The 24,320-nt window shown below is 42.1% G+C and carries 21 protein-coding genes; 10 read left to right on the forward strand and 11 right to left on the reverse strand.

Features of this window, described 5'->3' with window-relative positions:
- The first annotated feature begins 108 nt into the window (after positions 1–108).
- Positions 109–834 carry an AraC family transcriptional regulator gene (locus BM378_RS09715; RefSeq protein WP_036971930.1) on the forward strand — a complete coding sequence of 242 codons (726 nt, stop codon included), beginning with the start codon at positions 109–111 and terminating at the stop codon, positions 832–834.
- On the opposite strand, the gene BM378_RS09720 is transcribed toward BM378_RS09715, so the two are convergent.
- Together BM378_RS09720 and BM378_RS09725 are read right to left on the reverse strand one after the other, a co-directional pair.
- Positions 831–1,700 carry a glucosamine kinase nucleotide-binding domain-containing protein gene (locus BM378_RS09720; protein WP_074989078.1) on the reverse strand — a complete coding sequence of 290 codons (870 nt, stop codon included), beginning with the start codon at positions 1,698–1,700 and terminating at the stop codon, positions 831–833. The two genes, BM378_RS09715 and BM378_RS09720, sit on opposite strands and share 4 nt — an antisense overlap.
- Positions 1,701–1,702: 2 nt before the next feature.
- The gene (locus tag BM378_RS09725; RefSeq protein ID WP_074989079.1) at positions 1,703–2,425 is read right to left on the reverse strand and encodes a copper homeostasis protein CutC; all 723 of its coding nucleotides are present in this window, start codon (positions 2,423–2,425) and stop codon (positions 1,703–1,705) included.
- Between the two features lie 389 nt (positions 2,426–2,814).
- On the opposite strand from BM378_RS09725, the gene BM378_RS09730 reads away from it, so the two are divergent.
- Positions 2,815–5,604, forward strand: a complete 2,790-nt coding sequence (locus tag BM378_RS09730; protein ID WP_051501852.1) for a TonB-dependent receptor — start codon at positions 2,815–2,817, stop codon at positions 5,602–5,604.
- A 70-nt stretch (positions 5,605–5,674) separates the two neighbouring features.
- On the forward strand, positions 5,675–6,091 hold the full coding sequence (locus BM378_RS09735; RefSeq protein ID WP_036971928.1) for a GNAT family N-acetyltransferase: 417 nt from the start codon (positions 5,675–5,677) through the stop codon (positions 6,089–6,091).
- A gap of 40 nt (positions 6,092–6,131) precedes the next feature.
- On the opposite strand, the gene minE is transcribed toward BM378_RS09735, so the two are convergent.
- From minE to minC, 3 genes are read right to left on the reverse strand one after another with little or no spacing between them, the layout of a single operon-like run.
- Positions 6,132–6,395 carry a cell division topological specificity factor MinE gene (gene minE / locus BM378_RS09740; RefSeq protein WP_036971927.1) on the reverse strand — a complete coding sequence of 88 codons (264 nt, stop codon included), beginning with the start codon at positions 6,393–6,395 and terminating at the stop codon, positions 6,132–6,134.
- Position 6,396: 1 nt separating this feature from the next.
- Positions 6,397–7,206, reverse strand: coding sequence for a septum site-determining protein MinD (minD, locus tag BM378_RS09745; protein ID WP_036971926.1), 810 nt, complete (start codon positions 7,204–7,206; stop codon positions 6,397–6,399).
- Between the two features lie 5 nt (positions 7,207–7,211).
- Complete coding sequence (minC, locus tag BM378_RS09750) at positions 7,212–7,916, reverse strand: septum site-determining protein MinC (protein ID WP_036971924.1); 705 nt, start codon at positions 7,914–7,916, stop codon at positions 7,212–7,214.
- Between the two features lie 156 nt (positions 7,917–8,072).
- Here minC and BM378_RS09755 point away from each other — a divergent pair, with 156 nt between their 5' ends.
- A complete protein-coding gene (locus BM378_RS09755; RefSeq protein WP_036971922.1) occupies positions 8,073–8,354 on the forward strand; it encodes a YcgL domain-containing protein in 282 nt (93 codons plus the stop codon).
- On the forward strand, positions 8,347–9,372 hold the full coding sequence (locus BM378_RS09760) for a lytic murein transglycosylase (RefSeq protein WP_065979064.1): 1,026 nt from the start codon (positions 8,347–8,349) through the stop codon (positions 9,370–9,372). The genes BM378_RS09755 and BM378_RS09760 overlap by 8 nt, the downstream gene beginning before the upstream one ends.
- 251 nt (positions 9,373–9,623) lie before the next feature.
- Here BM378_RS09760 and BM378_RS09765 read toward each other — a convergent pair whose 3' ends face one another.
- Positions 9,624–10,181, reverse strand: coding sequence for a GbsR/MarR family transcriptional regulator (locus tag BM378_RS09765; protein WP_036972862.1), 558 nt, complete (start codon positions 10,179–10,181; stop codon positions 9,624–9,626).
- Between the two features lie 250 nt (positions 10,182–10,431).
- Between BM378_RS09765 and adhP the strand changes: the two genes are divergently transcribed.
- A complete protein-coding gene (adhP, locus tag BM378_RS09770) occupies positions 10,432–11,442 on the forward strand; it encodes an alcohol dehydrogenase AdhP (RefSeq protein ID WP_074989080.1) in 1,011 nt (336 codons plus the stop codon).
- Positions 11,443–11,513: 71 nt separating this feature from the next.
- Here adhP and BM378_RS09775 read toward each other — a convergent pair whose 3' ends face one another.
- The gene (locus BM378_RS09775) at positions 11,514–13,925 is read right to left on the reverse strand and encodes a TonB-dependent receptor (protein WP_074989081.1); all 2,412 of its coding nucleotides are present in this window, start codon (positions 13,923–13,925) and stop codon (positions 11,514–11,516) included.
- A gap of 194 nt (positions 13,926–14,119) precedes the next feature.
- Positions 14,120–15,388 carry a Xaa-Pro dipeptidase gene (locus tag BM378_RS09780; RefSeq protein WP_074989082.1) on the reverse strand — a complete coding sequence of 423 codons (1,269 nt, stop codon included), beginning with the start codon at positions 15,386–15,388 and terminating at the stop codon, positions 14,120–14,122.
- A gap of 147 nt (positions 15,389–15,535) precedes the next feature.
- Between BM378_RS09780 and BM378_RS09785 the strand changes: the two genes are divergently transcribed.
- From BM378_RS09785 to BM378_RS09795, 3 genes are all read left to right on the forward strand, one after another.
- Positions 15,536–17,359, forward strand: coding sequence for a DUF885 domain-containing protein (locus tag BM378_RS09785; protein WP_074989083.1), 1,824 nt, complete (start codon positions 15,536–15,538; stop codon positions 17,357–17,359).
- A 78-nt stretch (positions 17,360–17,437) separates the two neighbouring features.
- The gene (locus BM378_RS09790) at positions 17,438–17,935 is read left to right on the forward strand and encodes a YcgN family cysteine cluster protein (RefSeq protein ID WP_065979069.1); all 498 of its coding nucleotides are present in this window, start codon (positions 17,438–17,440) and stop codon (positions 17,933–17,935) included.
- Positions 17,935–18,456, forward strand: a complete 522-nt coding sequence (locus BM378_RS09795) for an RNA methyltransferase (protein ID WP_036971908.1) — start codon at positions 17,935–17,937, stop codon at positions 18,454–18,456. Before BM378_RS09790 ends, BM378_RS09795 begins: the two co-directional genes overlap by 1 nt.
- A 30-nt stretch (positions 18,457–18,486) precedes the next feature.
- Here BM378_RS09795 and BM378_RS09800 read toward each other — a convergent pair whose 3' ends face one another.
- Positions 18,487–20,223, reverse strand: coding sequence for a hypothetical protein (locus BM378_RS09800; protein WP_065979071.1), 1,737 nt, complete (start codon positions 20,221–20,223; stop codon positions 18,487–18,489).
- Positions 20,224–20,405: 182 nt separating this feature from the next.
- Here BM378_RS09800 and BM378_RS09805 point away from each other — a divergent pair, with 182 nt between their 5' ends.
- Positions 20,406–22,100 (forward strand): M1 family metallopeptidase, encoded by a 1,695-nt coding sequence (locus tag BM378_RS09805; RefSeq protein ID WP_227006862.1) that lies wholly within the window; start codon positions 20,406–20,408, stop codon positions 22,098–22,100.
- Between the two features lie 47 nt (positions 22,101–22,147).
- Here the strand turns inward: BM378_RS09805 and BM378_RS09810 are convergent, their stop codons facing one another.
- Positions 22,148–23,101, reverse strand: coding sequence for a carbohydrate kinase family protein (locus BM378_RS09810; protein WP_074989084.1), 954 nt, complete (start codon positions 23,099–23,101; stop codon positions 22,148–22,150).
- Complete coding sequence (locus BM378_RS09815) at positions 23,101–24,318, reverse strand: AGE family epimerase/isomerase (RefSeq protein WP_074989085.1); 1,218 nt, start codon at positions 24,316–24,318, stop codon at positions 23,101–23,103. The genes BM378_RS09810 and BM378_RS09815 overlap by 1 nt, the downstream gene beginning before the upstream one ends.
- Positions 24,319–24,320: the final 2 nt, after the last annotated feature.

Below are 24,320 nucleotides of genomic sequence, written 5' to 3' on the forward strand. Positions count from 1 at the left end.
TAATAGGTAAGCTTGGGCAATAAGCGATAATAAAAATTCGGTTGACAATGCAACAAAATCGGCGCTTAAAATATAATGGCAATGACATTTTTTAGGGGGGTTTTAGTTATGAATATTCAAGAAATAATAAAAAAAGCGGGAGTCAATCAGCTCATTGCTGCATTTGATCTATTGCCCGATATCCTCTTTTGGGTGAAAGATACGGATAGTAGAATATTACATTGTAATCAGCATTTTATTGAACATCAGGGTTATAAAACTCTAGAGCAAATTTTACTAAAAACAGATTTTGACTTTTCGCCTAAACACTTAGCGTTTCAATATGTGAATGACGATAAGCGAGTGATGGAAGGCTTTATCGTGACAGACCGTCTGGAGTTAAATCAAACCCTGCAAGGTGAGCTTGGCTGGTTTTCAACATCTAAGCACGCACTCAAAGATCACGATGGTAATGTGATTGGCACCTATGGTGTGACGCGCCATTTACAAAAAACATCTAAAGCCCTTTCACACGTGCGAGCAATTGAAGAACCTGTTAAGTATATTCGCGAACATTATCATCGCCAAATTAGTATTGATGAGCTGGCAGAACTCGCACACTTATCGATTAGCGCTCTAGAAAGGCGATTTAAAAAGCACTTAGCAAAGACTCCAAATCAGTTTATAAACGAAGTGCGTCTCGAAAACGCACGTAAATTATTAATTGAAACACGCATGCCAATATCACAAGTAGCGTATCAATGCGGTTTTTCTGAACCAAGCTATTTCAGCAAACAATTTCGGCGTTTGTTTGGTGAAATACCATCACAAATGCGTTCTCAATTAGGCGACTAATATGACTGTTTTGCCAATAAAATAGCGCCTTCTTCAGCACTAGCTTGCGCTAACGTTAACTGAGATTGACTTGACGGGCTTAACCAAGGAGTAATGGCTAAGGCAATACCGCCTACCAAGGTAACACGGTGTATATTTTGAGCTTTAAAGTTAGCGATATAGCGGTCTATAAAAGAGCCTGCCTCGGTGAGTAATTGTTGGCAGAAACTATCGTTAGGATGCGCGAAAACGAGCGGCGCAAACTTGGCGAGCTCCCCAGGGGAGGCCGTTATTAACTGTTGGCTTAAAGCTTGACTCGACTTGCAATCGAGCTCATCTAGCAGAGTATTTATAACACTTGAGCGCTGTGTAACGCCATCGAGTACTTCAAATGCTTTTCGGCATAGCTGTAAGCCTAGCCAGCCCCCACTTGCACCATCGCTTAGCAATAAGCCATATCCGCCTAACTCGGTGATGTGCTGATGACGTTGGAAACCGGCGCAAAAACCCGTCCCAAGAATAATGACCGCACCATCATGATGCTGATGAGCGCCTTTACACGCAATCACTAAATCGGTTGACACAGTAAACTGAGAAAAAGGGTGCTGCCACTGCGCCATTGCTTTGCTTGCTGACTCGATATTAGCCCCTGCAAGACCTGCATGCGCAGAGGTTTTTTTCAGCTCAGTGAGAGGTAAGCCAGCATATTCAAATGCACGTTTAGTGGCATCCAATAGAGATGCTTGGCTTTGCACAGCGCTGGTAGCGACATTGGCTGAGCCGCTAATTGCTTCACTCAATAGATGACCGTCTTGGTTTTCTAAGCGAACTTTACATTTACTGCCACCGCCGTCGATACCTAGATAATACAGGTGCTTTGTAGTCATATTTAATCCTTTTTGAGCAATGAACAAATTGCATCTATGTCGATATCACCAATCGAATTATGCACACATGAGTGAACATGCAGAGACGCCTTCGCTGAATGATGGTTTATTAATTGCCACAGTGTTGGCGCACTATCTAACGTTATACCGCCACCAATTACAATTTCTGGCTTAGCATGCACGAGTAAGGTGTTAAGTTGAGTTTGTCCATCAACTGCATTATGCCCACTTTGCCATGGTGTGCCTGACGTTAAAATGCGATCGACGTTTAATGCAGTGAGTGAGTCAAGGGCTTTTATTGGTGATTCAAGCGTGTCGAAGGCACGGTGAAAAGTAACCGTTAAATTAAAATACTTTGCAGTATTAACCAACGAATGGGTTATGTCTTCATCGACTTGCTGATGTTTAATTGCACCAAATACTACACCATGTGCACCGGATTCTGCTGCGTACTTGATCTGTTCACGCATTATTTTATGACACTGAGAATCGACTTCGAATTGATCATTGTACGGACGTATCATCACTAATAATTCTGCATTATTCTTTAAATTTTTCACTGCACATTCAATGGCTGACACACTCGGAGTTAAACCGCCAAGATGCAAATTACAGCACAGTTCAAAGCGTTTCACGCCTAATTGGCTCGCTGATGAGATATTGTTTGCGAGCTGCTTTAAATGACTTTCGTTTAAGCAGACTTCAAGAATTTTACCATTACTCATTGCTGTTTTTTTGTCTTATATATTTTGGGTCGTTAAATTTGCTAAACATAATGTCATGTAAGTACTAGCTTGTATTTATATTTTGTTATTTAAAATCAATTAGTTGATTTTGTTTTTTTTGTTGGTTTTGTTCATGGAATTACTATAGAAACTATGGGGTTACTATAAAGCAGAATATAAAAAAAAGAATATAAAATATTCCATACGCCGATTTTGTCATATCTGTCACCGAATTTTTATTATCACTTTTTAATCACTCACCCTATTCTGAGTTTGAGTTTTACAAGCTGTTAACTCCCAATAATCAGTTTCAAAACGACAACAATAAAGTGCTTTTGTAAGCAGTTTAGTCTTACAAGCATAAGCAGAACACACAACTGGAGAAAGGCATGGGCACGCAAAGAGCAATAAAAAGAAAAGGGCAAGGACGGCATTTTAAACGCAATGCAATTTTGCTTTCATTACTCGCGGCGGTTAATACAACTTACGCAGCAGAGCAAGCTGAAGAGGATGTTGAAGTAATTGAAGTGCGAGGTATACGATCTTCAACGGCAGAAAATTTAGCAATTAAACGTTTATCAGCTGCCACGGTTGATGCAATTACAGCCGAAGATATTGGTAAGTTTCCTGACAAAAACGTCGCGGACTCATTACAGCGTGTATCGGGCGTGCTGATTGACCGTGATGGCGGGGAAGGCAGTCGAGTGAGTATTCGTGGTACTTCACCTGATTGGACACTCACGCAATTAAACGGTAATTACATTGCATCATCTGGCTCGGGTACGCCCACGCGAAGTTTTAATTACACATTACTGCCTTCGAGTATGATCAAAAGCGTTGAAGTATATAAAAGTGCAGAGGCACGAATCGATGAAGGTGGCATAGGTGGTACTGTCATTTTACACACACGTAAGCCACTCGAAATGGAAGCAAACTCGGGCGCATTAAGCGCTGAATTAACTTATGATGATGTGTCCGAAGATACTAAGCCGCAAGTAAATGTGCTGTATTCATGGAAAAATGATGACGAAAACATAGGTGTATTAGCAGGCTTTACACGTCAAGACCGCACCGTGACAACAATTACTAATAATGCCTCACACTGGCGTTTTCACTCAGATACTGTTGAAGGTGCAGAACGCCCTGCGTTGGTCGACCAGGCAACTGGTGAAGTGTACAACAATGTCTGGGCACCTCGTGCTATGAGTGTGAATAACTCAAATCAAGACCGCACTCGGGATGGTTATCAAGTCGCAGTACAATGGGCTCCAAGTGACAGACTTGATCTAAACTTTAACTATTTTGGTGCCAAGTTAGGCTATGACCAAACAGGGCAAAGCATTACATTTGCGGAGTGGAATGATAACCATAATCCGTATTACGGTATTGTTCTTGATGGCGATACAGTTATCGCGTACGGCAATGGCGACAACGGCTTACTCAATGATAATAACTGGGGTGATGCTGATGTAAACGGGGGGGTGCCTGTTCGTCGTGGTTTGTTGTCGCCACAATTAACTGGGCGTGAGCGTTTTGGCGAGTCAAAATCAAACACCTACGATTTCGAAGGCACTTATTATGGTGATACTTACAGCGTTACAGTTAAGCTTGGACACACAGAAGCTGAAGGCGGAACGTCAAAAGAAACGTACGCAAATATTGATGCGCGCCAAGGCTCTGTAAATAGCTGGTTATGGTCAATTGAGAATGGTAAGCCGCATTATGAGGTATCCACTGATTTGGCAACCGATAAAGAAGCATACCAATACTATGATTGGTTTGATTCATATTCATCAGAAAATGAAGATTCAGAAGATTACCTTCAAAGCGATGTAAAATTTGATCTTGATGGCAGCTTTTTCACTCGTTTCTATGTGGGTGCGAAATACAGAGATCACGAGATTAAAGGGATTCGTAATGACTTTCGTTGGGATGACGGCATAGCTGATAATGGTGGTTACCGTGGCTATTTACCAGGAACAGAGTGGTTTCATAACCCAGATTTTCATCCAGATCCGGCGACGCTTGTAAGTGACCATGTTGTTGATAATAGTGCTGGTGATACAGGTGCATTCAACTTTTTAGCGTTTGATTTTAATGCGCTTGATGATTATCTAAAGCAAAATTTCAGTCAAACAGTGATGCCAAGTCTATCAGGCACCTATGCGCTTGAAGAAAAAATATGGTCTGTTTACTCTCAAGCTGATTTCGAGTGGCAAAACTTCCGAGGTAATGTAGGGGTCCGCTATGTAAACACTAAGCTTAGCACCCTTACATACGACGACGTCATTGGCCAAGATGATGATGATACAGATCCAAATGAGCGCAGTAGTGATGGCAGTGAAGTATTACCTAGCTTTAACTTAGCATGGGATGCAACCGAAGACCTCGTCGTTCGTTTTGCGGCCGCACGTACTATGGCAAGGGTAAGTTATTCTGACTTAAGTCAAGCGGAGTCATACGGACCACCCGTTAACATTAACTCACCAGATTCATGGACTGGTAGAGGTACAGGAACCTCTGTAAATACCGGCCTTGAGCCAATGCTTTCTGATCAATTCGACTTAGGAATTGAGTGGTATTACGGTGATGGTTCGGCGCTTGGTGCTACTTTGTTCTCTAAAGATATCTCTAACTTACCGATTTCGACTGTTGAAATTGTAGAACGTGAACACGATTGCTGTAATGGGCCGATCGAAGTAGAAATGAACACCAAAGTGGGTGGTGGGGATGCGAAATCTGAAGGTTTAGAGCTGTTCTTCCAACACTCGTTTGATAACGGCTTTGGTATTTTAACTAACTATACCTACACAGATACTAGCACTAGCGAAGTATCGACGGATGGGCAAAAAACAGAGGCTGAAATTCCGGGTACAGCTAAGCACCAATACAATGTTTCTGTGTACTTTGAAAATGACGACTTTAGCGTTCGAGCTTCGTATAACTGGAAAGATGATCGTGCAAACGGTATTCACCAGGGCTACAACTTATACACTAAAGACTATGGTCAGTTAGATGTGAATGCATCTTACAACCTGACTGATGCGTTGTCATTTACAGCGTCGGTGGTAAACCTAACAGAAGAAATTGAAGAAGGTTATTGGAAGCAAAGTAATCGATTTACCTATAACCAATATTCAGGTCGCCGTTTTTACCTGGGTGCAAACTATAACTTCTAGCAGAAAGTTGTTTGTTAAACGCCAAAAAGGTACCTTAGTTAAGGTACCTTTTTTGTTGTAAGGACATGCAGTGATAAAATTTATAAAAGCGACAGTTCTAGACAAGCCTTACTTGCTCACCTTACGCTTAAATACCATGGTTGAGCATTTAGAAAAGCAAGGTTTGTTCTTATCTATTGAGCAACATCAAGCACGCGTAGCAGAGCATTTTGAGCACAGTCATTTAGTCTTTGCAGAGGCACAATGTGTAGGTCTTGCTAAGTTTACTAGAGAACAAGATCACATAAACTTACTGCAGTTACAAATAGAGCCAACAGAGCAAGGGAAGGGGTTAGGAACAAAGGTGTTACATGCGCTAAAAAATGAAGCGAATGTAATTAACTTAACCGTTCTTAAAGCAAATCCCGCATATGGGCTTTATCAACGGGCAGGTTTTAAAACCATAGGCGAGGACGACTACGAGTTTCATATGCAGTGGCAGAAATAAAAAAGGGCGCTGTTATCTATAACATGGCGCCCAATTTTGACTATTTCTTTTCTTCGTCAGGTAAAGTGACGTTAAGCTCAAGGACCGCTAAATCATCTTCGTTTTGGTCAAATTGAACCTGAACTGCATCAGTGCTTACGTTCACGTATTTACGAATAACATCAAGGATGTCTTGTTTTAGCTGTGGTAGGTAATCAGGCGTACCACGCTGTGAACGTTCGTGTGCGACAATGATCTGCAATCGCTCTTTTGCAAGTGACGCACTGCTTTTCTTTTCTGAGCGGAAGTAGTCAAGTAAAGACACATTAACCTCCAAAAATCCGTTTGAACAAGCCTTTTTTCTCTACATCTAAAAAGCGAAAATCAACTGTTTCACCTAGCAGGCGATTAATTGCATCTGTGTACGCTTGGCCCGCATCAGATTCAGAATCTAAGATCACAGGTTGACCAGAGTTCGATGCACTTAATACCGCTTGTGATTCAGGAATAACACCTAATAGTTTAATTGCAAGAATTTCTTGTACATCTTCAACTGATAGCATCTCGCCTTTTTCAACACGCTCTGGGTTGTAACGCGTTAATAGTAAGTGTTCTTTTACGCTTTCAAGGCCTTCTTCAGCACGCTTAGACTTGCTGTGTAAGATACCTAAGATACGGTCTGAATCTCGAACCGACGATACCTCTGGGTTGGTAGTAACAATTGCTTCATCAGCAAAGTACATTGCCATCATGGCACCCGCTTCGATACCCGCAGGTGAATCACAGACAATGTAATCAAAATCTTTTTTCAGCTCGTTTAGAACGCGTTCAACACCTTCACGGGTTAGGGCGTCTTTATCACGGGTTTGTGAAGCAGGTAAGATAAAGAGTTTATCAACACGTTTATCTTTAATTAGAGCCTGATTTAGGTTTGACTCGCCATTAATAACGTTTACAAAGTCATAAACAACACGGCGTTCACAACCCATGATAAGGTCTAGATTACGCAAACCAATATCAAAGTCGATAATAACGGTTTTAAAGCCTTTAAGTGCTAAACCTGTGCCAATTGCAGCACTCGATGTGGTTTTACCAACACCACCTTTACCAGAAGTAACGACAATTACTTTTGCCATGAGATTTATCCTTTAACCAAAGCTGAAATTTCTAATGAATCATTTTTTTGTTGGATTTGTACGGCATTACCCCAGTGTTCACCTTGTAGGGAGTCGCTGATCCAATAACTGCCATTAATAGAAACAAGTTCTGCTTCTAATTTTTGGCAAAATATTTGTGCCTCGTTGTAACCTTTTGCCCCCGCAATTGCACGGCCGCGCAATGTGCCATAAATATGCACATTACCATCGCTTATGACTTCAGCGCCGTGGCTTACAGCCCCAATAACAATAAGGTCGCGGTCTTTTGCATACACTTGCTGCCCTGAGCGCACCGTGCCATGAATGACTTGTGCTGGTAGGTGAACGGTTTTTTCAACGATAGACGTATTTGTTTGTTGTTTAGCGGTTGCTCCCTTAACGTCCTGTGAATAGTTCAAGACCGATAAGCCCGCTGCTTTTGCGTTTTCGTTTTGTTCTTGCGTGCCATTACACACACCGACAGGATTAAACGATAAGCTTGTTAACATAGACTTTAAAAACGAGAAATCAAGCGCTTCATCTTGTACGTCGCTTAAGTTGATTACGATAGGCGCACCGGCAAAAAACTTAGGTGCTTGGGCGATTTTCTCATCTAACTGCTTACTTAAAAGAGAGGTATCTGCTGAAAATAAATGTAAAACAGATAATGTAAAGAGGTTCCCTTTTAATTCAAAAATTTGTTCCGACATACACGCTCAATTGAATTTTCTTGGTTAGTCGTATTTACAGATAAACGCAGGCTGAACAAGGCTTATACAGTAAAAATCTAACCTAATTTTTATAACTTATTATTTGACTCATGTTATAGTGTGCGCCTTCGTTAAGCAAGATATTATAGGGTCATAATGCTAACTGCGGTGTATAAAAGTAAGAAAAAAGCGGATACCTACCTTTTTGTAGAGAAAAGAGAGGATTTTAGTCGAGTCCCAGACGCTTTATTAGCGACATTTGGCCAGCCTCATTATGTAATGATGATCAATCTTGCTAGCCGTAAAAAGTTAGGTGTTGCAGATTTAGAGGCGGTTAAGCAAGCGTTAATTGAGCACGGTTTCTACTTACAACTACCTCCGCCGGAAGAAAACCTGCTGACCGAATTTAAAAAAGACAAGGGAGCTGATAGTGATTAAAAAACTTGCCGTTATTTTATTAAGTGCCTCGTTGAGCACACCTGTACTGGCAGAACAAAAAACACAAGCCGATTTTGATTTATATGTTGCCGCATTAAAAAAAGAAGCGCTTGAAAAAGGTTACGACCAAGCACTGCTTGACCAAGCCTTTGCAACGGCTAAATTCAAAGAAAAAGTAATCTCGGCAGATAAAAATCAGCCAGAAGTAAAAGAAACACTAGAAACCTATCTACCAAAACGTGTGCCGCAATGGAAAATTGATCGCGCGCGTAAATTGTATAAAGAAAACCAAGACGTTCTCGAAAAAGTAGCGAAAGAATATGGCGTTCAAGCACGCTTTATTGTTGCACTTTGGGGCCTTGAAAGTAATTTCGGTAAAATTCAAGGTGGACACAGCGTGATTGCATCACTCGTGACACTTGCATTTGATGGCCGCCGCGAAACCATGTACAAAAATCAACTTTGGGCTGCACTTGATATCTTAAAAGAGGGGCATATTACCCTTGATAAGTTCAAAGGCTCATGGGCAGGTGCAATGGGGCAAACGCAGTTTATGCCAACCTCATTTAATTCTTATGCGGTTGATTACAATGGTGATGGTCGCAAGGATATTTGGACAACCGAAGAAGATGCCTTCGCCTCTATTGCAAATTACCTTAAGCAAGCAGGGTGGAACGATGACTTAACGTGGGGTCGCCAAGTTAAATTACCGGAAGACTTTGATAACGCAAATATTCTTAAACGTGGCACTAAAACGCGCAGTCAATGGCTTGAATATTGGAAAGAGTCAGAGCGCAGTCTAGCTGACTGGCAAGCATTAGGTGTTCGTAAAATGGATGGTAGTGACTTACCAAACGTGGACATTACTGCCGCGATGGTGATGCCGGATGACGTGAACGGCCGTATGTATCTAGCCTACGATAACTACAAAGCACTCATGCATTGGAATCGCTCGTATTACTTTGCAACCAGTGTGGGTTACTTATCAGATCGTATCGGTTACCCAGCGATTAAGTAACTTATTGTTATTAACTGTTAGGCTTAGTTTTAACTGAGCCTGACGGTTTATTGCCTCCTTACTAGATTACTCCCTGTGCAATGAAAGAACATTAAGTGCAGTTTTGATTATTCGTTCAAAATCCACTAAAACATGACCTGAAAAGAACGCCCGAAGCAAGTATCACGCCTACAATATTAAACCCGTAGGAACGGCTTCAGCCGTGAATCTCAAATGTTCGGCGTTAAAATGCCTCCTACAAACTCGCTAACTTACTCACTCTTTCCCGGCTTTTTCAAAATCTTATCTTTAAAATCCAGTACTTTACCAATACCAGATCCAAGCTTCATGAGACTTTGTAGTTGCTCTGGACTTAAGCGTTGTAACTCTGCTGACCATTTAGTAACGGTTTCGAGTAGATCGTGGATTTCTTGCATTTGCTGTTGCGCAAAGCGTTCATCGTCGGTGTGGGCTTGTTCGAGTAGGTTATCGCGAAGCAAACTTAGAGTTGGATCAATTTCGCGCTTTTTGCGCTCTTCAAATACACGGTTTGCCATATCCCAAATACTGCCAGCTGGGCCATAGTATTCTTTACGGTCGCCCGGAATATGGTGCACTTTAATTAAGCGCCAAGACTGAAGCTCTTTTATGCCCATGCTTACGTTTCCGCGTGAGATACTTAACGTATCGGCAATTTCGTTGGCGGTCATCGGCTCTTTTGTAATGGTTAATAAACCACACATTTGGCCAATAGTGCGATTAAAGCCCCAACGGCTTCCCATTTCACCACAGTGCATTACAAAGGCTACGTTTTTTTCAGATAGGCTCATAATTTTCATTGTTCAAAAAATTCAGAAATTAAATGCTAGCACGCCATGGGTATAACTAAAAGAAATAGCCACTATTGATTGTATTGCGACTAAAGTTTGAGTTGTCACCAATGCAGGTATATCTAGCTGAATGTATTAATTTATTTTTATAACTCCAGTAAAAATGTATGGCTTGATGTGGATCAATAACAGTGACAATTAATCTGTTTATCGTATACGCTGAAACCCAATAATACCATGGAGGAACGTTATGAAAGCCGCAGTAAATAAAGAGTACAAAGGTAAATTAAGCATTGAAGACATCCCATGTCCAGACATTGGTGTCAACGATGTACTTGTCAAAATTGCCGCGTGTGGTGTGTGCCACACTGATTTACATGCATGTCATGGGGATTGGCCTGTAAAACCTAAAATGCCATTGGTGCCTGGTCACGAAGGGGTCGGGACTATCGAAAAAGTGGGTGACAATATTAAACATTTAGCCGTGGGTGACCGTGTTGGGGTGCCTTGGCTTTACAGTGCCTGTGGCCACTGTGAGTTTTGCTTAGAAGGCAAAGAAACCTTATGTCTTGAGCAGCACAACACAGGCTATTCGGTAGATGGTGGTTACGCCGAGTACTGTGTAGCTCATGGCGATTATGTGGTTAAAATTCCTGAAGGATTAGGTTTTTCAGAAGCAGCACCTTTGTTTTGTGCAGGGGTCACAACCTATAAAGCACTCAAAGTAACAGGTGCTAAAGCCGGTGACTGGGTGGCCATTGTTGGTGTGGGCGGTTTAGGTCATTTAGCCGTGCAATATGCAAAAGCAATGGGCTTTAATGTGATTGCAGTTGATACGGGTGAAAGCAAACTGAATCTTGCCAAAGAACTCGGTGCAGACATTACCATTGATTTTATGAAGCAAGTACCAAGCGAGACTATCTTTGAGCAAGTCGATGGTGCGCATGGAGTAGTGTGCACTGCGGTATCAAAACCAGGTTTTGAGCAAGCTTATAAAAGTGTGCGCCGTGGCGGTAAATGCGTGCTTGTAGGCTTACCCCCAGAAGACATGCCATTGCCTATTTTTGATACGGTACTGAACGGTGTATCGGTAGTTGGCTCAATAGTGGGCACGCGTAAAGATTTACAAGAGTGTCTCGACTTTGCCGCAAAAGGCAAAGTTAAAGCCATTATTGAAGAAAAACGCCTTGAAGATATCAATGAGATTTTTGACGACATGCTAAAAGGCGATATTACGGGTCGTATCGTGATGACGTTTTAATAATGAGTGAGCTGTTATTAAACAAGCGCGACTACGTTGGGTCGCGCTTGTTTAGTTTTACCGGTAACTACTTATAACGTATAGCTAAACGTTAATTTAGCATTGCGCTCTTCACCTGGCATACCGCCTAAGAACATTGCTTTTGAGTAATACGTTTTGTTAAACAAATTGTTTAAGTTTAACTGTAGTTTCCACTCATCTGTTTGGTATTGAATTGCGGCGTCGTAAACTGTGTAGCTAGGTACGTAACCATCTGGAATACCAAACGAGGTTGAATGTGTACTGCGGTCATCAACATATTGAATCCCTGCACTTATCGTTAGTGGCTGAGCTAAATTAAACCACTGAGCATCGTAGCTTAACCAACTACTTGCCGTGACATAAGGTACCCCTTTTTGACGCGAATCAAAGCTTGATGAATTTGGGTTCTGCTTATCACGGGCATCCTGATAGACACCATTGATGTTAAGTTGCCATTGCTCATTTAAATCCGCATTTAAATCAAGCTCAACACCTTTTGTTTGCTCTTCACCATCATAAAAGCTCTTTGGTATAGAAGCATCAGACACGCCGGCTTCATAATCTGGGTTTGCATACTCTAGGTTGGTACGGGCACTGTCAAAAATGACCAATGATGCCAATAGTTGATCATCAAAGGCCTTTACACGCATGCCAATATCGTTACTGATAGACTCGGCATCATCACGGTCAGCTTCGTTACCCGTTACACTACCTAACACGCTATACGCTGTGCGGCCTTTTGAGTGATTTATAAAGAACGAAATGTCGTCGTTTAGTTTATATGTCGCACCTAGGTTGTAGGTCATACCGCTGTCTGAAGTATCTGCTTCTGGTGTTGGCTCTGCGGCGCTTGCACGGTAACGAGGGTCAACGCCAAAATGCTGATAACTTTGTTTAATGCGATTAAACGCGACACCCACACGCGTGGTAAAGGTGTCATGAATATAGGCAACATGCTGAATACCAACTCCCCACGCTTGCACTTCTTTGTTGTAGTCGCTGGTCTTTAGAGGATCGTAATCAGCAAAACTTCCCGCGCCCCAATTTGGCGTTCGAATATCAAAAATATACGGGAGTTGGCCTTGGTAAATAACCTCGCCTTGTTTATTTTTAATGACCTGATCGGCATCATAAATAGAGTATTGTTTAAAACGAATATCACGATCTTCGTAGTTGGCGTTAACGAGTAATTCGTTATCGATACCCGCAAAACTAAAGTCATAACGAAGATCTGCAAAGTATTGCCATGATTTTTCGTCTGCTTGCACTTGGCGATACTCTTGGCGACGCGCAGCAAAGGGATAAAGCACGTCATCAACAACTAACGGGGCGCGAGGGTCGGCATTGATCACACCATTACGATTCCAATACACATAGTTATACGCTCCAGTTTGACGCGCAAAACTTGATTCATAATTTCGGTATTGTAATTGTTGATTTAAAAATAAATTATCAGTAATAAAGTAGTTATGCGTTAACTTAAAGCGCAGTTCTTCGCCTTCGTTATCATTGGCCATCGGCGAAATAATGCCATTATGACCGAAGGTATACGGTGTTAGGCCATCATTTGCTGCGAGTGAATCTGCTAATTGCTGGCGTTGCTGATCTGTTAGTTGCAGCCCTTTTGCCGTTGCATCGTTAACTAAATCAGCAGCGGTGACTTCGCCAGCCGTTTTACCATTTACAGAGTCACTGTTAAAAATACGAATAGGGTGGCCAATCGAGTCAACAGCAATGGCGTCTTTGATATAAGCACCTGAAAGCATTATGTCTTGTTTGTCGCTAAGCACATATTTCAACGCCGCGTAAATTTCGTCACGGTCATCTTTTAAATCGCGATAGCCGTCACTGCGCGCTGTTTTTGCATTCACTCGGTACGCTAAATTATCCGTTAAAGCAGCTGTGCTATCAAAGCCCAACGCATAGCTGTCCCATTGGCCAAGTTCGGCACTAACGGTGTGTTTTTCAGTGAATTGTGGTTTCTTTTCAATAAGGTTGATAACACCACCGGCACTGCCCATTCCATACAAACCTGTGGCAGGGCCTTTAAGTACTTCAACCGATTCTACGTTAGTCATTGAGCGGGTAGGGTTAAAGGTGTTACCAAGGCCAGCACCACCGTACATGCCATCGTAGGTGTAGTTTGCGCCTAAACCACGGATCACTAAGTTATCACCAATGCCATAATTATTACCCGCCTGCGTTACACCGCTGATGTTACGTACCAAATCTTGTAAATTTGTGGCGCCTTGTGAATTTATAAGCGCTTGATCAACCACCACCACGGGGGCTGGTGTTTCCATTAAGGTCATGTTTGATTTTGTCGCAAGACCAGACTCAAGTACCACGCGATTTTGTTTGTCGTAGACGGTAATCCGTTCAACATCGTTTAAATCATTAGCGTTAACTGAAAAAGCGCTGATACAAGCAAGGGTTAAAACAGAGTATTTGTAAGTTGTCATTATAGAAAAGAAGTTAAAAATTTTCGGTAATGATAATGCGAGTGGTTTTCATTTCAAGTGTTATTTATCTAAAATGGGTAAATAGTCAGTTTGGGTACAATCAAGTAACATCTTATAAATGGTTGGTTAACTTTTTGCTGGTAACAACAAGGAGAGGTGCTGGTTTCAATAAAATGAAACCAGCAAATTGGTGATTACTTATAAACAATGCCGTCTTTCATAACAAATTGCACGTTTTCAAGTACGGCAATGTTTTCAAGAGGATTTCCTTTTACGGCAATAATATCGGCTAAAAAGCCGTTTTTAATTTGGCCAAGTTTATCTTCAACTTTCAGTAGCTTAGCACTATTAATGGTTGCTGATTGCAGTGCTTGTAATGGTGTCATACCAAATTCAACCATACGTGAAAACTGCTTCGCGTTATCGCCATGTGGGTAAATTGCAGCGTCGGTGCCGAACACCATGTTCACACCCGCTTTAACGGCGCGACTAAAGCTCTCACGTTGTTTTTTAGATACTTGACGCTCTTTATTTAGGTTTTCTTCATCAACACCGTTTTGCTCGCCAAAGGTCAGCGTGTATTCGGTATTATAAATATCCATTGAGAACCACGTACCGTGTTTTTTTGCAAGCTTAATTGCTTCGTCATCCACAAAGCTTACGTGTTCTACACTATCAACACCCGCTACAATGGCAGCTTTAATACCACTGGTGCCGTGAGCATGGGCAGCTACGGTTAAACCGCGCAAATGAGCTTCATCAACAATTGCATTCATTTCATCTTGCGTATATTGCTGAATACCCACTTTAGTACCTTTAGAGAAAACACCACCTGTGGCACAAAATTTAATGGCATTCGCACCGTATTTAATGTTTTCACGTACCTTAGCACGGGCAGACCAAGGACCATCTGCAACACCTTCTGCGGTGTATTTCATTTCAGGTGGTAAACGGTTGTTATCACAATGGCCGCCAGTAACCCCGAGTGATGGGCCCGCAGCCCAAATACGTGGTCCGACAATATCACCTTCGTTAATACCGTCGCGCACCGCAATAACGCTATACCCTTCTGCGCCTAAATTACGTAATGAAGTAAAACCAGCATACAGTGTTTTTTCGGCAAAATGGGCGGCTTTAATCGCTTTGCGCGGCACAGATTGACCAATTCGTGCACTACGAGGCACTGTAGGGTCGCTGGTCAAATGTACATGCATGTCCATTAAACCAGGCACAAGTGTAAGATCTAATAATTGAATATGCTTATCGCCATCTTTTAAGCTAGGCTGTGTATTCGTCTGTACAGCCGTTATCTGACCGTTTTCTATACTGATTAGTGGTGATTTAATCAATTTTCCTGAATTTACATCGACCATGGCTTTTGCCGATACGTAGGTTGTGGCGTAGGTATTTACAGAGGCTAAGCAGGCAAGACCTAAGCTAATCGCGAGAACTGTTTTTTTCATTTTTATTCAATATTGGTAAGTCGAAGTTTCACTTTACCAATCACGTTAGTGTGTGTAAATAAAGTGCGATAAGTTGCAGCGATACTTGCTAAACAGGGCGCTAAACCCGCATAATTTACGGGTACTTAATTTAACGGCAGGGAAAGAATGAAAAACATAAAATTAGCACTACTTAGTTCAGCAGTGATGCTCGCATTAATGGGTTGTAATGAGTCAACGCCAAAAAGCGAAACAACACCTACAACAGCAGCACAACCATCTGTAAAAACAGAATCAGCCAGCGCACAACTGGATACATTACTGACCAATTATTTTGAAGACGGTTTACAATTCAACCCGATTGGTGGCACTTATATTGGCCGAAACGAGTTTAACGACGATTTTATTGCTCCGATCAATGAAGCCAATCGCAATGAGCAGCTTAACTTCATTAAAGAATATAAAAACAAACTGGCAAATATTGATAAGGCACAATTAACAGGCCAGTCTTTATTAAGCTATGAAATACTCGCTCGAGACTTGGATTTGGCTATTGAAGGGTCACAATTCCCAAGTCACTTAATGCCCATAAATCAAATGGGCGGCGCGCATAACACTTTTGCCGCGTTAGGGTCTGGGCAAAGCGCACAACCTTTTAATACCGTTGAAGACTATAAAGCATTTGAAAAACGTGCAGATGGCTTTATCGCTTGGTTAGAGAGCGTTGAGCAATCAATGCGCCAAGGCATGAAAGACAAGGTGGTACTTCCTAAACCGCTTGCTGAAAAACTATTACCACAATTTCAAACACATATCGTAGAAAAACCAGAAGAGTCATTATTCTGGGGGCCGATTGCTCAGTTACCGGAGTCATTCAGCGACGAACAAAAAGCAGAGCTGACAAGCGCATACACCGCGATGATCAGTGAGCGTTTAGTGCCTGCGTATCAAAAAATGGCTGACTTTTTAGCCAACGAATACATACCAAATGCCCGCGAAAGCATTGGTTACAGTGAGCTGCCAAATGGTAAAGCATGGTATGAGTATCAAATTAAGCAGCATACAACACTGAGCCTAAACGCTGATGAAATTCATGACATTGGTTTAAGTGAAGTATCACGCATTTTATCTGAAATGAAAAAAGTAAAAGAAGCCGTTGGTTTTAAAGGGGATTTAAAAGCGTTTTTTGAACACCTTCGAACCTCTGATGAGTTTTACTACGACACCCCAGAAGCGCTGATTGCGGCTTATGAAGAAGTGAAAGAAAAAATTGACGCAAAGCTGCCGCAAATGTTTGATATTGCGCCGAAAGCGCCTTACGTTGTAAAAGCTGTTGAAGATTTCCGCGCAGAATCTGCTGCGGGGGCATCGTATCAATCACCTGCGCCAGATGGCTCACGTCCGGGTATTTTTTACATCAATACGTTTAACTTAAAAGCACAGCCTAAGTTTTTACTTGAAACCTTATCAATTCATGAAGCGGCACCAGGACATCATTTCCAAATTGCGCTACAACAAGAAATTGAAGGCTTACCGCTGTTTCGTAAATTTGGTGGGTACACCGTATTTGCTGAGGGCTGGGCACTTTATGCAGAAAGCCTAGGTAAAGAGTTAGGTTTATTTACCGACCCTTACATGTGGTATGGCCGTTTATCTGACGAACAACTGCGAGCAATGCGCTTAGTACTCGACACGGGTTTCCACGCAAAAGGCTGGACTCGTCAGCAAGGTATTGATTACATGCTTGCGAATTCGTCGATGGCTGAAAGTGATATTATTGCTGAGGTTGAGCGCTATATCGCATGGCCAGGCCAAGCACTGTCTTACAAGTTAGGTCAGTTTAAAATTCAAGAACTACGCGATTATTGTAAGAAAGAACTGGGTGATAAGTTCGATATTAAAGCGTTCCACACGCAAATTCTGATCGATGGTGCATTACCGATGCCGATTCTTGAAGAGAAAATTAAGCGTTGGGTTAGCGAGCAAAAGTAAGAGCTCTAGCACTCTAAACTTTGCGCGCATGCTGGCTTTAAGCTAGAATGCGCGCTGTTAGGGGCTTTGAGTAATACCATGTTAGAAGATAAATTTTGGCTTAAGCGCTCGCTTGAGCAAATGTCACGAGAAGAATGGGAAGCCATTTGTGACGGCTGTGGTAAATGTTGTTTAAACACATTTATTGACAGCGAAGACGAAGATGAATTTGCCGCAACAGATCAACTTCGCGAAGGTGAAGAGCTTATTTTCACGAATATCGTATGCCAATACCTTGATAACGATAGCTGTGGCTGTAGTGAGTATGCTAATCGTCAAACTCTCGTGCCTTCATGTGTAAAGCTCACCAAAGAAAACCTAAAAGATATCTTCTTTATGCCACAAAGTTGCAGCTACCGTCGTTTGCATGAAGGCCGTGGTCTTGCGTCTTGGCACCCACTGCTCCATGGTGGTAGCAAAGAAATGATGCACCAATTAGGTATTTCGGTGCGTGATAAAACGATAAAAGACTGTCATGTTGACCTCGACGACTTTGATTTATATGTTGCTGAATGGCCAACCATGGACATCGATTAATGACTACGCTAAAAGCATCGATTGGCCTTATAAACCCCAAAAGCCCAACCAACGTTGGCGGTGTATTACGCGCCGCAGGATGTTACGACGCCCAGCAGGTTTTTTTTACCGGCAGCCGTTATCTGCGTGCGAATAAGTACCACACTGATACCAAAAATGTGCTTGAGCATATCCCACTGACGCAAGTTGAAAGCCTTGAGCAAGCGAAGCCAGAAGGCGCAACAACGGTAGTGATAGAGCTTGTAGAAGGCGCCACGCCATTACCCGAATTTAAGCACCCAGAAAATGCGTTTTATGTGTTTGGACCCGAAGATGGTTCGGTCAGTAAAGACGTGCTGACATGGTGTGATGAAGTGGTTTATGTGCCTACCATTGGCTGCATGAATTTAGCTGCTACGTGTAATGTTGTGCTGTATGACAGGTTAGCCAAACTGGGTGGCATTGAAAGCTCAGACACGACTATTTTTAGCAGCCGCGATACTAATAACTCTTTAAAATGGCAGCAACAAAAAGAGCGCTAATGCGCTCTTCTCATTTATCAGTTTAAGCGATTACTTTTTAGTAATTTGTACGTTACTTTCAAGTCCTATGCCGTTGTCAGTAATGTCTGTGGCAAAAAATACACCTACGGGTTGGTCACGCAGGGCTTCAAGCTCAGCCATTTCTTCATTGGTTAACTGACCTGTTGCAGCAATCGTATCAAGTAACGGTAAAAGGATTTTTTGGATATCAAACGCCATATTCACAAACCCATTTTTTGTGACACTTTGCGCGTCTAATTCGTTTGCAATACGGGCTGATTGATCACCCGTGAAAATCACGATGTGATTACCTTTCATCGCCATTTTAATGTCAAAATTAAGCGGGACAGGCGAAGGAATATATTCATTAATGACTACAGCATCACCATTGGCCGGCAGTTTTATATTTGCAAGTGGTGGAACAAACCCCTGCGCAATTGAATATAAACCGTGTGCATCAGTGGCTGATAAAGTCACTAGGGCATCGAGGCTTTCAACTTGTGGGCCTTGAGTGTCATCAAGCGTAAATTTGGCATCTTGTACGCTTAAACTCATTCCTTGAACGCCATTTGCAAAACCCGAGACCATAGCAAGCCCCGCAGTGCTGACATCACGCATTTCATTTTGTAGAGCGACAATCGGGCCACACTTAAATTCGGCTGACTTCAATGCGCCAGTCAATGTATTGGCGAGTGGCAGTACTTTTGCAACATCAATCCCGTAAGCAACACTGAGCATTTGACCATCAAGCTGTGTCGTGTGTTTTGGCACAAAGCCACGCACGGCCTGCAGAGTATTTAGTAAGTCTTGGTCGGTACTTTGTAATACGGCTTTAACATCGAAATCGGCATAATCAGCTGTAATACGTGATTTTGTGGTACCCGATACGGTTGCGGGCCATTTTTGAGCAATGTAAGCGATATCAGCTTGACACTCGGGTGTTGAAATTGCGTCTAATGCATTGGCTTGCTGGGCTTTGTTGAGAAGTTCTGTGAGCATTTGGTGCAAACGCGAGTCTTCTTTACCCGTAATTGCATTGGCAATATGTTGGTGATCAACATAGCCAACTGAGTTGCCATCAAGTGAAAAAGTGCTAATTAACTCAGGCAGCTTTTTAGTATCAGCGAGTGACTTAGCTGGTTTTTCTATTCCAAGGGCAATGCGTAAGTCTTGATTGTTCGAAAGAGGGGTTGCTAGAGTTAATGTCGCCCAGTTGTTATGCGTCGACGCAATCAGGTCGATATTATCTAAGCCTTCAAGGCTAATGTTAAACCGTGTGTAGTCTACACCATCAAGTGTTTCGCTTGTGTAAGCAATACCTGCTTCGTCGGCAGATTGCTTAATGCTATTAATAATACTGCTTTGGTCAGCGACTTCAAAACGAACAATTGGCATTAAACCTTGCGCATACATCATTCCTTTATAGTCATCGCCAAACCCCCACATTGATTTAAACGCATCATAAGAGCTTAAAGACTGTTGATACTTTTCCATTAACGAAGCAAGAAACACAGCGTTTGGATCGCTGGTTTGTTTTAGCTCAGCAATAATAGGGGTGAAGTCGTTGGTGCCTTTCATTGCATCAGGCATAAGTGCAAAGTATTTGCTATACGGGAATGGCTTTAATTGGCCGTAAAACACGGCAGTATCTGCTGGCACATAGGCAAGCTCAGGTAAATCTACATCAACACTGGCTTTATTTTGTGAATACAACACTGCACCTGCAACAATTGCAACAGCACCTACAGCAAGAAGCTTATTATTCATAGCTTGAATTCCTTTTTCTTTAATTAGTTAAAAAACATACCATGATTACAAACCCTTCACCATATTTGCTTGATCAACAATGATAAGATTTTTGTAACAGGGTAATTCAACGCAAATCGCTGTATTACCTGTAAAGCTATGCGATAAATGAAATAATAAAAATAATGAATGGAGAAGGTGTTTTGCAGGGTATTAATTTAATTAAATCAACAGCTGCTGCTGTTATAAGTGCAATTTTAGTGGGGTGCAGTACAAACCCATTACCCCTAGACCCTGTTATTGGTGACACAGGACAAGCGCTATCAGAGATTGCTATTAAGACTGATGTAACACATTACGATTTAGCACTTGAAGTCATACCAAATAAGAAACGATTAAAGGGGCTATCAAAAACCGACTTTACAATTTTAGCACCCACTCGGTTTGTCGAACTTAAACTGGATAGCCGATTTACAATTACCGCAATTACCTCACAAGATAAGCCACTTAACTTTAAACGAAATCAAGGTGTGATCACCATTGATTTAGGTGAACAAAAAGCGCCAGGGAGTGTCACTAGTGTGTCCGTTGCTTATGAAGGGCAGCCACACATTGCTAAAAATGCACCTTGGGATGGGGGTTTTGTTTTTTCACAAACCGAATCGGGTGAGCCATGGATTGCAACGGCAGTACAAGGGGAAGGGTGTGACTTGTTCTGGCCTTGCAAAGATCATTTTGCAGACAAAGCCGATAGTATGCGTATTCGTTTGACTGTGCCAAATGGTTTAAGTGCAGTGAGTAATGGTGTACTGCAAACTATCACGCAACTGAGTGATAATAAGCAACAATTCGATTGGTTATTATCGGTGCCAGCAAGTGATTACAATATTGCGATTAATATTGGGCCCTATACGCGTATTCAAACAGAGTATACCAGTGTGAATGGCGCGACGGTGCCTATTGAGTTTTGGTCTCTCACACAAAATGAGCAAAAAGCACGCGAGCTTATCGACAATGATTTACGCCAGCAGGTTACGTTTTTTGAGAAAATGCTCGGACCCTATCCTTGGGGCGGTGAAAAGTTAGGCTTTGTTGAAACGCCACACTTAGGCATGGAGCATCAAACAGTCAATGCGTATGGCAAAAAGTATGTGCGTGATCCCAATGGATATGATTGGTTATTACAGCATGAGCTTGCCCATGAATGGTTTGGCAATTTAATGACTCACGAAAAGCTCAATGATGCATGGCTTCATGAGGGGTTTGGTTTTTATATGCAACCCAGTTACAGCTTATATAAATTTGGTGACGCAGCCTACAATCACAGTATGTATAAAGCCTATTTAGGTCTTAAAAACTGTGCGCCAGTTGTGCTTGAAGGTCAAATTACATCTGACCAAGCGTTTAACTCCGATATATATGGTAAGGGTGGCTGGACACTGCATACTCTTCGCTGGCTTGTGGGTGAAGATGTATTTTGGCAAGCAACACGAGAGCTGCTTTACGGTGTGAATAACACCGCATCGTTAACCTACCCAATTGCGCCTCGTTATCGCAACACCGACGAGTTTATTAGTATTGTTAATCGTTTAACGGGTAAAGACTATCAATGGTTTTTTGATGTGTATCTAAAGCAGGCTGAATTACCTGAGCTTGAAGTAACACAAACACCACATAACATTACGTTAAGTTGGAATACAGCCTCGTTAAAAGGGAATAAATTTCCGATGCCGATCCCTGTGGAAATTAATGGAGAATCGAACACCTATTACCCTAAAGAGGGTCGTATAAATATTGCCATTCAGCAAGGAGACCATGTTGTTATTGATCCGCAAATGAAAGTGCTTAGATACTTACCGATTATAGACAAATGCTCGAATGAAGAGTCAAAGTTGTAACGAAGAAAATGAACACGGCATGTGTGATTGCCGTGTTCACTGTTAATTTAGGCTAAGTCTGCTGCGCTTGGCAATGACGCAAATGCGCCATAGCGACTCACTGCAAAAGCGCCCGCTTTGGCGGCGTAAGCAATGGTCTGTTCTATATTCGCTTGTGTTTGGCAAAACTCTTTAAAACGTTGCTTATTTTCACAGTGCTGGCCAATCTTTGACAGCATACCGCCAATAAAGGCATCGCCTGCGGCAGTGGTATCAACAACGTTGGTGGCTGGTGGGCTTACTTGGCCTTTAAAATCAGCGTGATAAACGTTAATTGCTTCACCGCCATTGGTAACGAGCAAACAGGTTACACCTGCCTTTAAAATGGTATCAATGGTATGTTCAAGTGGCATTGCCTGATGACTTTTTTGATTTAGAAACTCAAGTTCTTCAAATGAAAGTTTTACGATATCTGACAAAGAGATAACATGCCACATTCTATCTAGCGTATGGCGCATGCTTGGCCACAGGTTTTCGCGCAGATTCATGTCAAAACTACAAATTGCACCGGCTTTTTTCGCCTGAGTAAGGCCGTAAATTGTTGTTTGATAGATGTTGTGCTCAGTAAGGCTGTTACTACATACATGCATAATGGCATGTTCAGTAAACATCGAACTGTTAAAGTCATCTACCCGATAAAGTAAATCGGCCGCGGGTGGGCGATAAAAGCTAAATGAACGTTCGCCGCTTTCATCTAGTGAAACAAAGGCGAGTGCTGTTTTAGCGGCATCGGTAAATTGGCAATAATCGGTGTTAACGCCATGCTGTGCCAGCTCATCTTTTATAAAGTGTCCAAACATATCATCGCCAAGCATGCCACAAAAACTGGTTTTTAATCCTAGCTTTGCTGCTGCAACAGCCACGTTAGCAGGCGCACCACCTGCATATTTGGTAAATGATTCAGGCTGTTTGCCGTCAGACAAAAAGTCAATTAGCGCTTCGCCAAAACACACTAAGCTCATTATGTATTCCTCAATGTTATTACTTTTAATACTTCGTAGCAGGCACCCATTGTGTGGTAATCGGTTTTTCCCGCAGGTGATTTTTCGTCACTGTATGCCTGATTGTTTGCTGATAAAATTCTAAACCATGCCCCATACTGATGATCTACCATATGTTGCCAACTGTATTGCCAAATTTTCTCATACCAAAGCCAATATGTATCATCGTGTGTAGCATCAGCGAGTAGGGCGGCAGCGGCCAATGATTCGGCCTGAACCCAAAAGTATTTATCGCTGTCGCAAATCTGTTTATCTGGCGCAAAACCATAAAAAATACCGCCGTGCTCGTTATCCCATGCAATAGCCAATGTGTCATCAAATAACGTTTTAGCCCGCTCAACTAGCCAAGGTAATTCAACATGGCGATTTAAAATCAGTAACAGTTTAGCCCATTCAGTTTGGTGGCCTGGTTGAAAGCCCCACGGTCTAAATAAATGGCGAGGGTCATCTTTATTGTAATCAAGGTCGAGCTGCCAATCTTGATGGTAATGCTCCCATACAAACTGCTGGCTTTTTGCCGCCAACTTTAGTGTGAATGTCTGTGCTAACAGCAGCGCGCGGTCTAAATAGTGGTGCTGATTAGTGGCTTCAAAACACATCAAAAGTGCTTCGCATAGGTGCATATTGGCATTTTGACCGCGGTAAGTGTCGGCTTGACTAAAATCGGCAGTGTATTCGTCTAAATAGGCATTATTTTTGGCATCAAAATAATGGGTTTCAAGTAAATTCCATACTTGCGAAATGGTATTTTCACACTCGCTGATGCCAGCTTTTAATGCGACTGCATTTGCAAGCAATACAAACGCAAGGCCATAGCAATGATTCGTGTCATCTAAAATGGTGACCTTGCCTTCGTTGGTTTTTTTTAACAGCCACGCATACCCCCCAGATTTTTGCTTATGCACACGCTCAAGGTGGGCTAAGCCATGGTGTGTTAGTCTGAGGTATTCAGGCTCTTTAAAATGCAAATAGGCCATTGCATAATTAAAAACAAAGCGAGTACTGGACACCAAATGACGGGTTTCTTTGTCATAAATCTGACCGTCATCTTTAAAAAATTGATAGAAGCCACCGCAACCATTTGCTGAATTATCAACACAATGCGGATGATAAAAAGCGAGCGTGTCTTTTATGTGCTGCTTTAAGAAATCAGGGCTTTTAAAATCGACAGTATGCATGC

The organism is Pseudoalteromonas lipolytica (assembly GCF_900116435.1).
Lineage (GTDB): Bacteria > Pseudomonadota > Gammaproteobacteria > Enterobacterales > Alteromonadaceae > Pseudoalteromonas > Pseudoalteromonas lipolytica.

Excerpts from the sequence above, each read along its gene's own strand:
- BM378_RS09715 (WP_036971930.1), top strand. The coding sequence starts at position 109 with ATGAATATTCAAGAAATAATAAAAAAAGCGGGAGTCAATCAGCTCATT.
- BM378_RS09720 (WP_074989078.1), bottom strand. The coding sequence starts at position 1,700 with ATGACTACAAAGCACCTGTATTATCTAGGTATCGACGGCGGTGGCAGT.
- BM378_RS09725 (WP_074989079.1), bottom strand. The coding sequence starts at position 2,425 with ATGAGTAATGGTAAAATTCTTGAAGTCTGCTTAAACGAAAGTCATTTA.
- BM378_RS09730 (WP_051501852.1), top strand. The coding sequence starts at position 2,815 with ATGGGCACGCAAAGAGCAATAAAAAGAAAAGGGCAAGGACGGCATTTT.
- minD (WP_036971926.1), bottom strand. The coding sequence starts at position 7,206 with ATGGCAAAAGTAATTGTCGTTACTTCTGGTAAAGGTGGTGTTGGTAAA.
- minC (WP_036971924.1), bottom strand. The coding sequence starts at position 7,916 with ATGTCGGAACAAATTTTTGAATTAAAAGGGAACCTCTTTACATTATCT.
- BM378_RS09755 (WP_036971922.1), top strand. The coding sequence starts at position 8,073 with ATGCTAACTGCGGTGTATAAAAGTAAGAAAAAAGCGGATACCTACCTT.
- BM378_RS09765 (WP_036972862.1), bottom strand. The coding sequence starts at position 10,181 with ATGAGCCTATCTGAAAAAAACGTAGCCTTTGTAATGCACTGTGGTGAA.
- adhP (WP_074989080.1), top strand. The coding sequence starts at position 10,432 with ATGAAAGCCGCAGTAAATAAAGAGTACAAAGGTAAATTAAGCATTGAA.
- BM378_RS09775 (WP_074989081.1), bottom strand. The coding sequence starts at position 13,925 with ATGACAACTTACAAATACTCTGTTTTAACCCTTGCTTGTATCAGCGCT.
- BM378_RS09780 (WP_074989082.1), bottom strand. The coding sequence starts at position 15,388 with ATGAAAAAAACAGTTCTCGCGATTAGCTTAGGTCTTGCCTGCTTAGCC.
- BM378_RS09785 (WP_074989083.1), top strand. The coding sequence starts at position 15,536 with ATGAAAAACATAAAATTAGCACTACTTAGTTCAGCAGTGATGCTCGCA.
- BM378_RS09790 (WP_065979069.1), top strand. The coding sequence starts at position 17,438 with ATGTTAGAAGATAAATTTTGGCTTAAGCGCTCGCTTGAGCAAATGTCA.
- BM378_RS09795 (WP_036971908.1), top strand. The coding sequence starts at position 17,935 with ATGACTACGCTAAAAGCATCGATTGGCCTTATAAACCCCAAAAGCCCA.
- BM378_RS09800 (WP_065979071.1), bottom strand. The coding sequence starts at position 20,223 with ATGAATAATAAGCTTCTTGCTGTAGGTGCTGTTGCAATTGTTGCAGGT.
- BM378_RS09810 (WP_074989084.1), bottom strand. The coding sequence starts at position 23,101 with ATGAGCTTAGTGTGTTTTGGCGAAGCGCTAATTGACTTTTTGTCTGAC.
- BM378_RS09815 (WP_074989085.1), bottom strand. The coding sequence starts at position 24,318 with ATGCATACTGTCGATTTTAAAAGCCCTGATTTCTTAAAGCAGCACATA.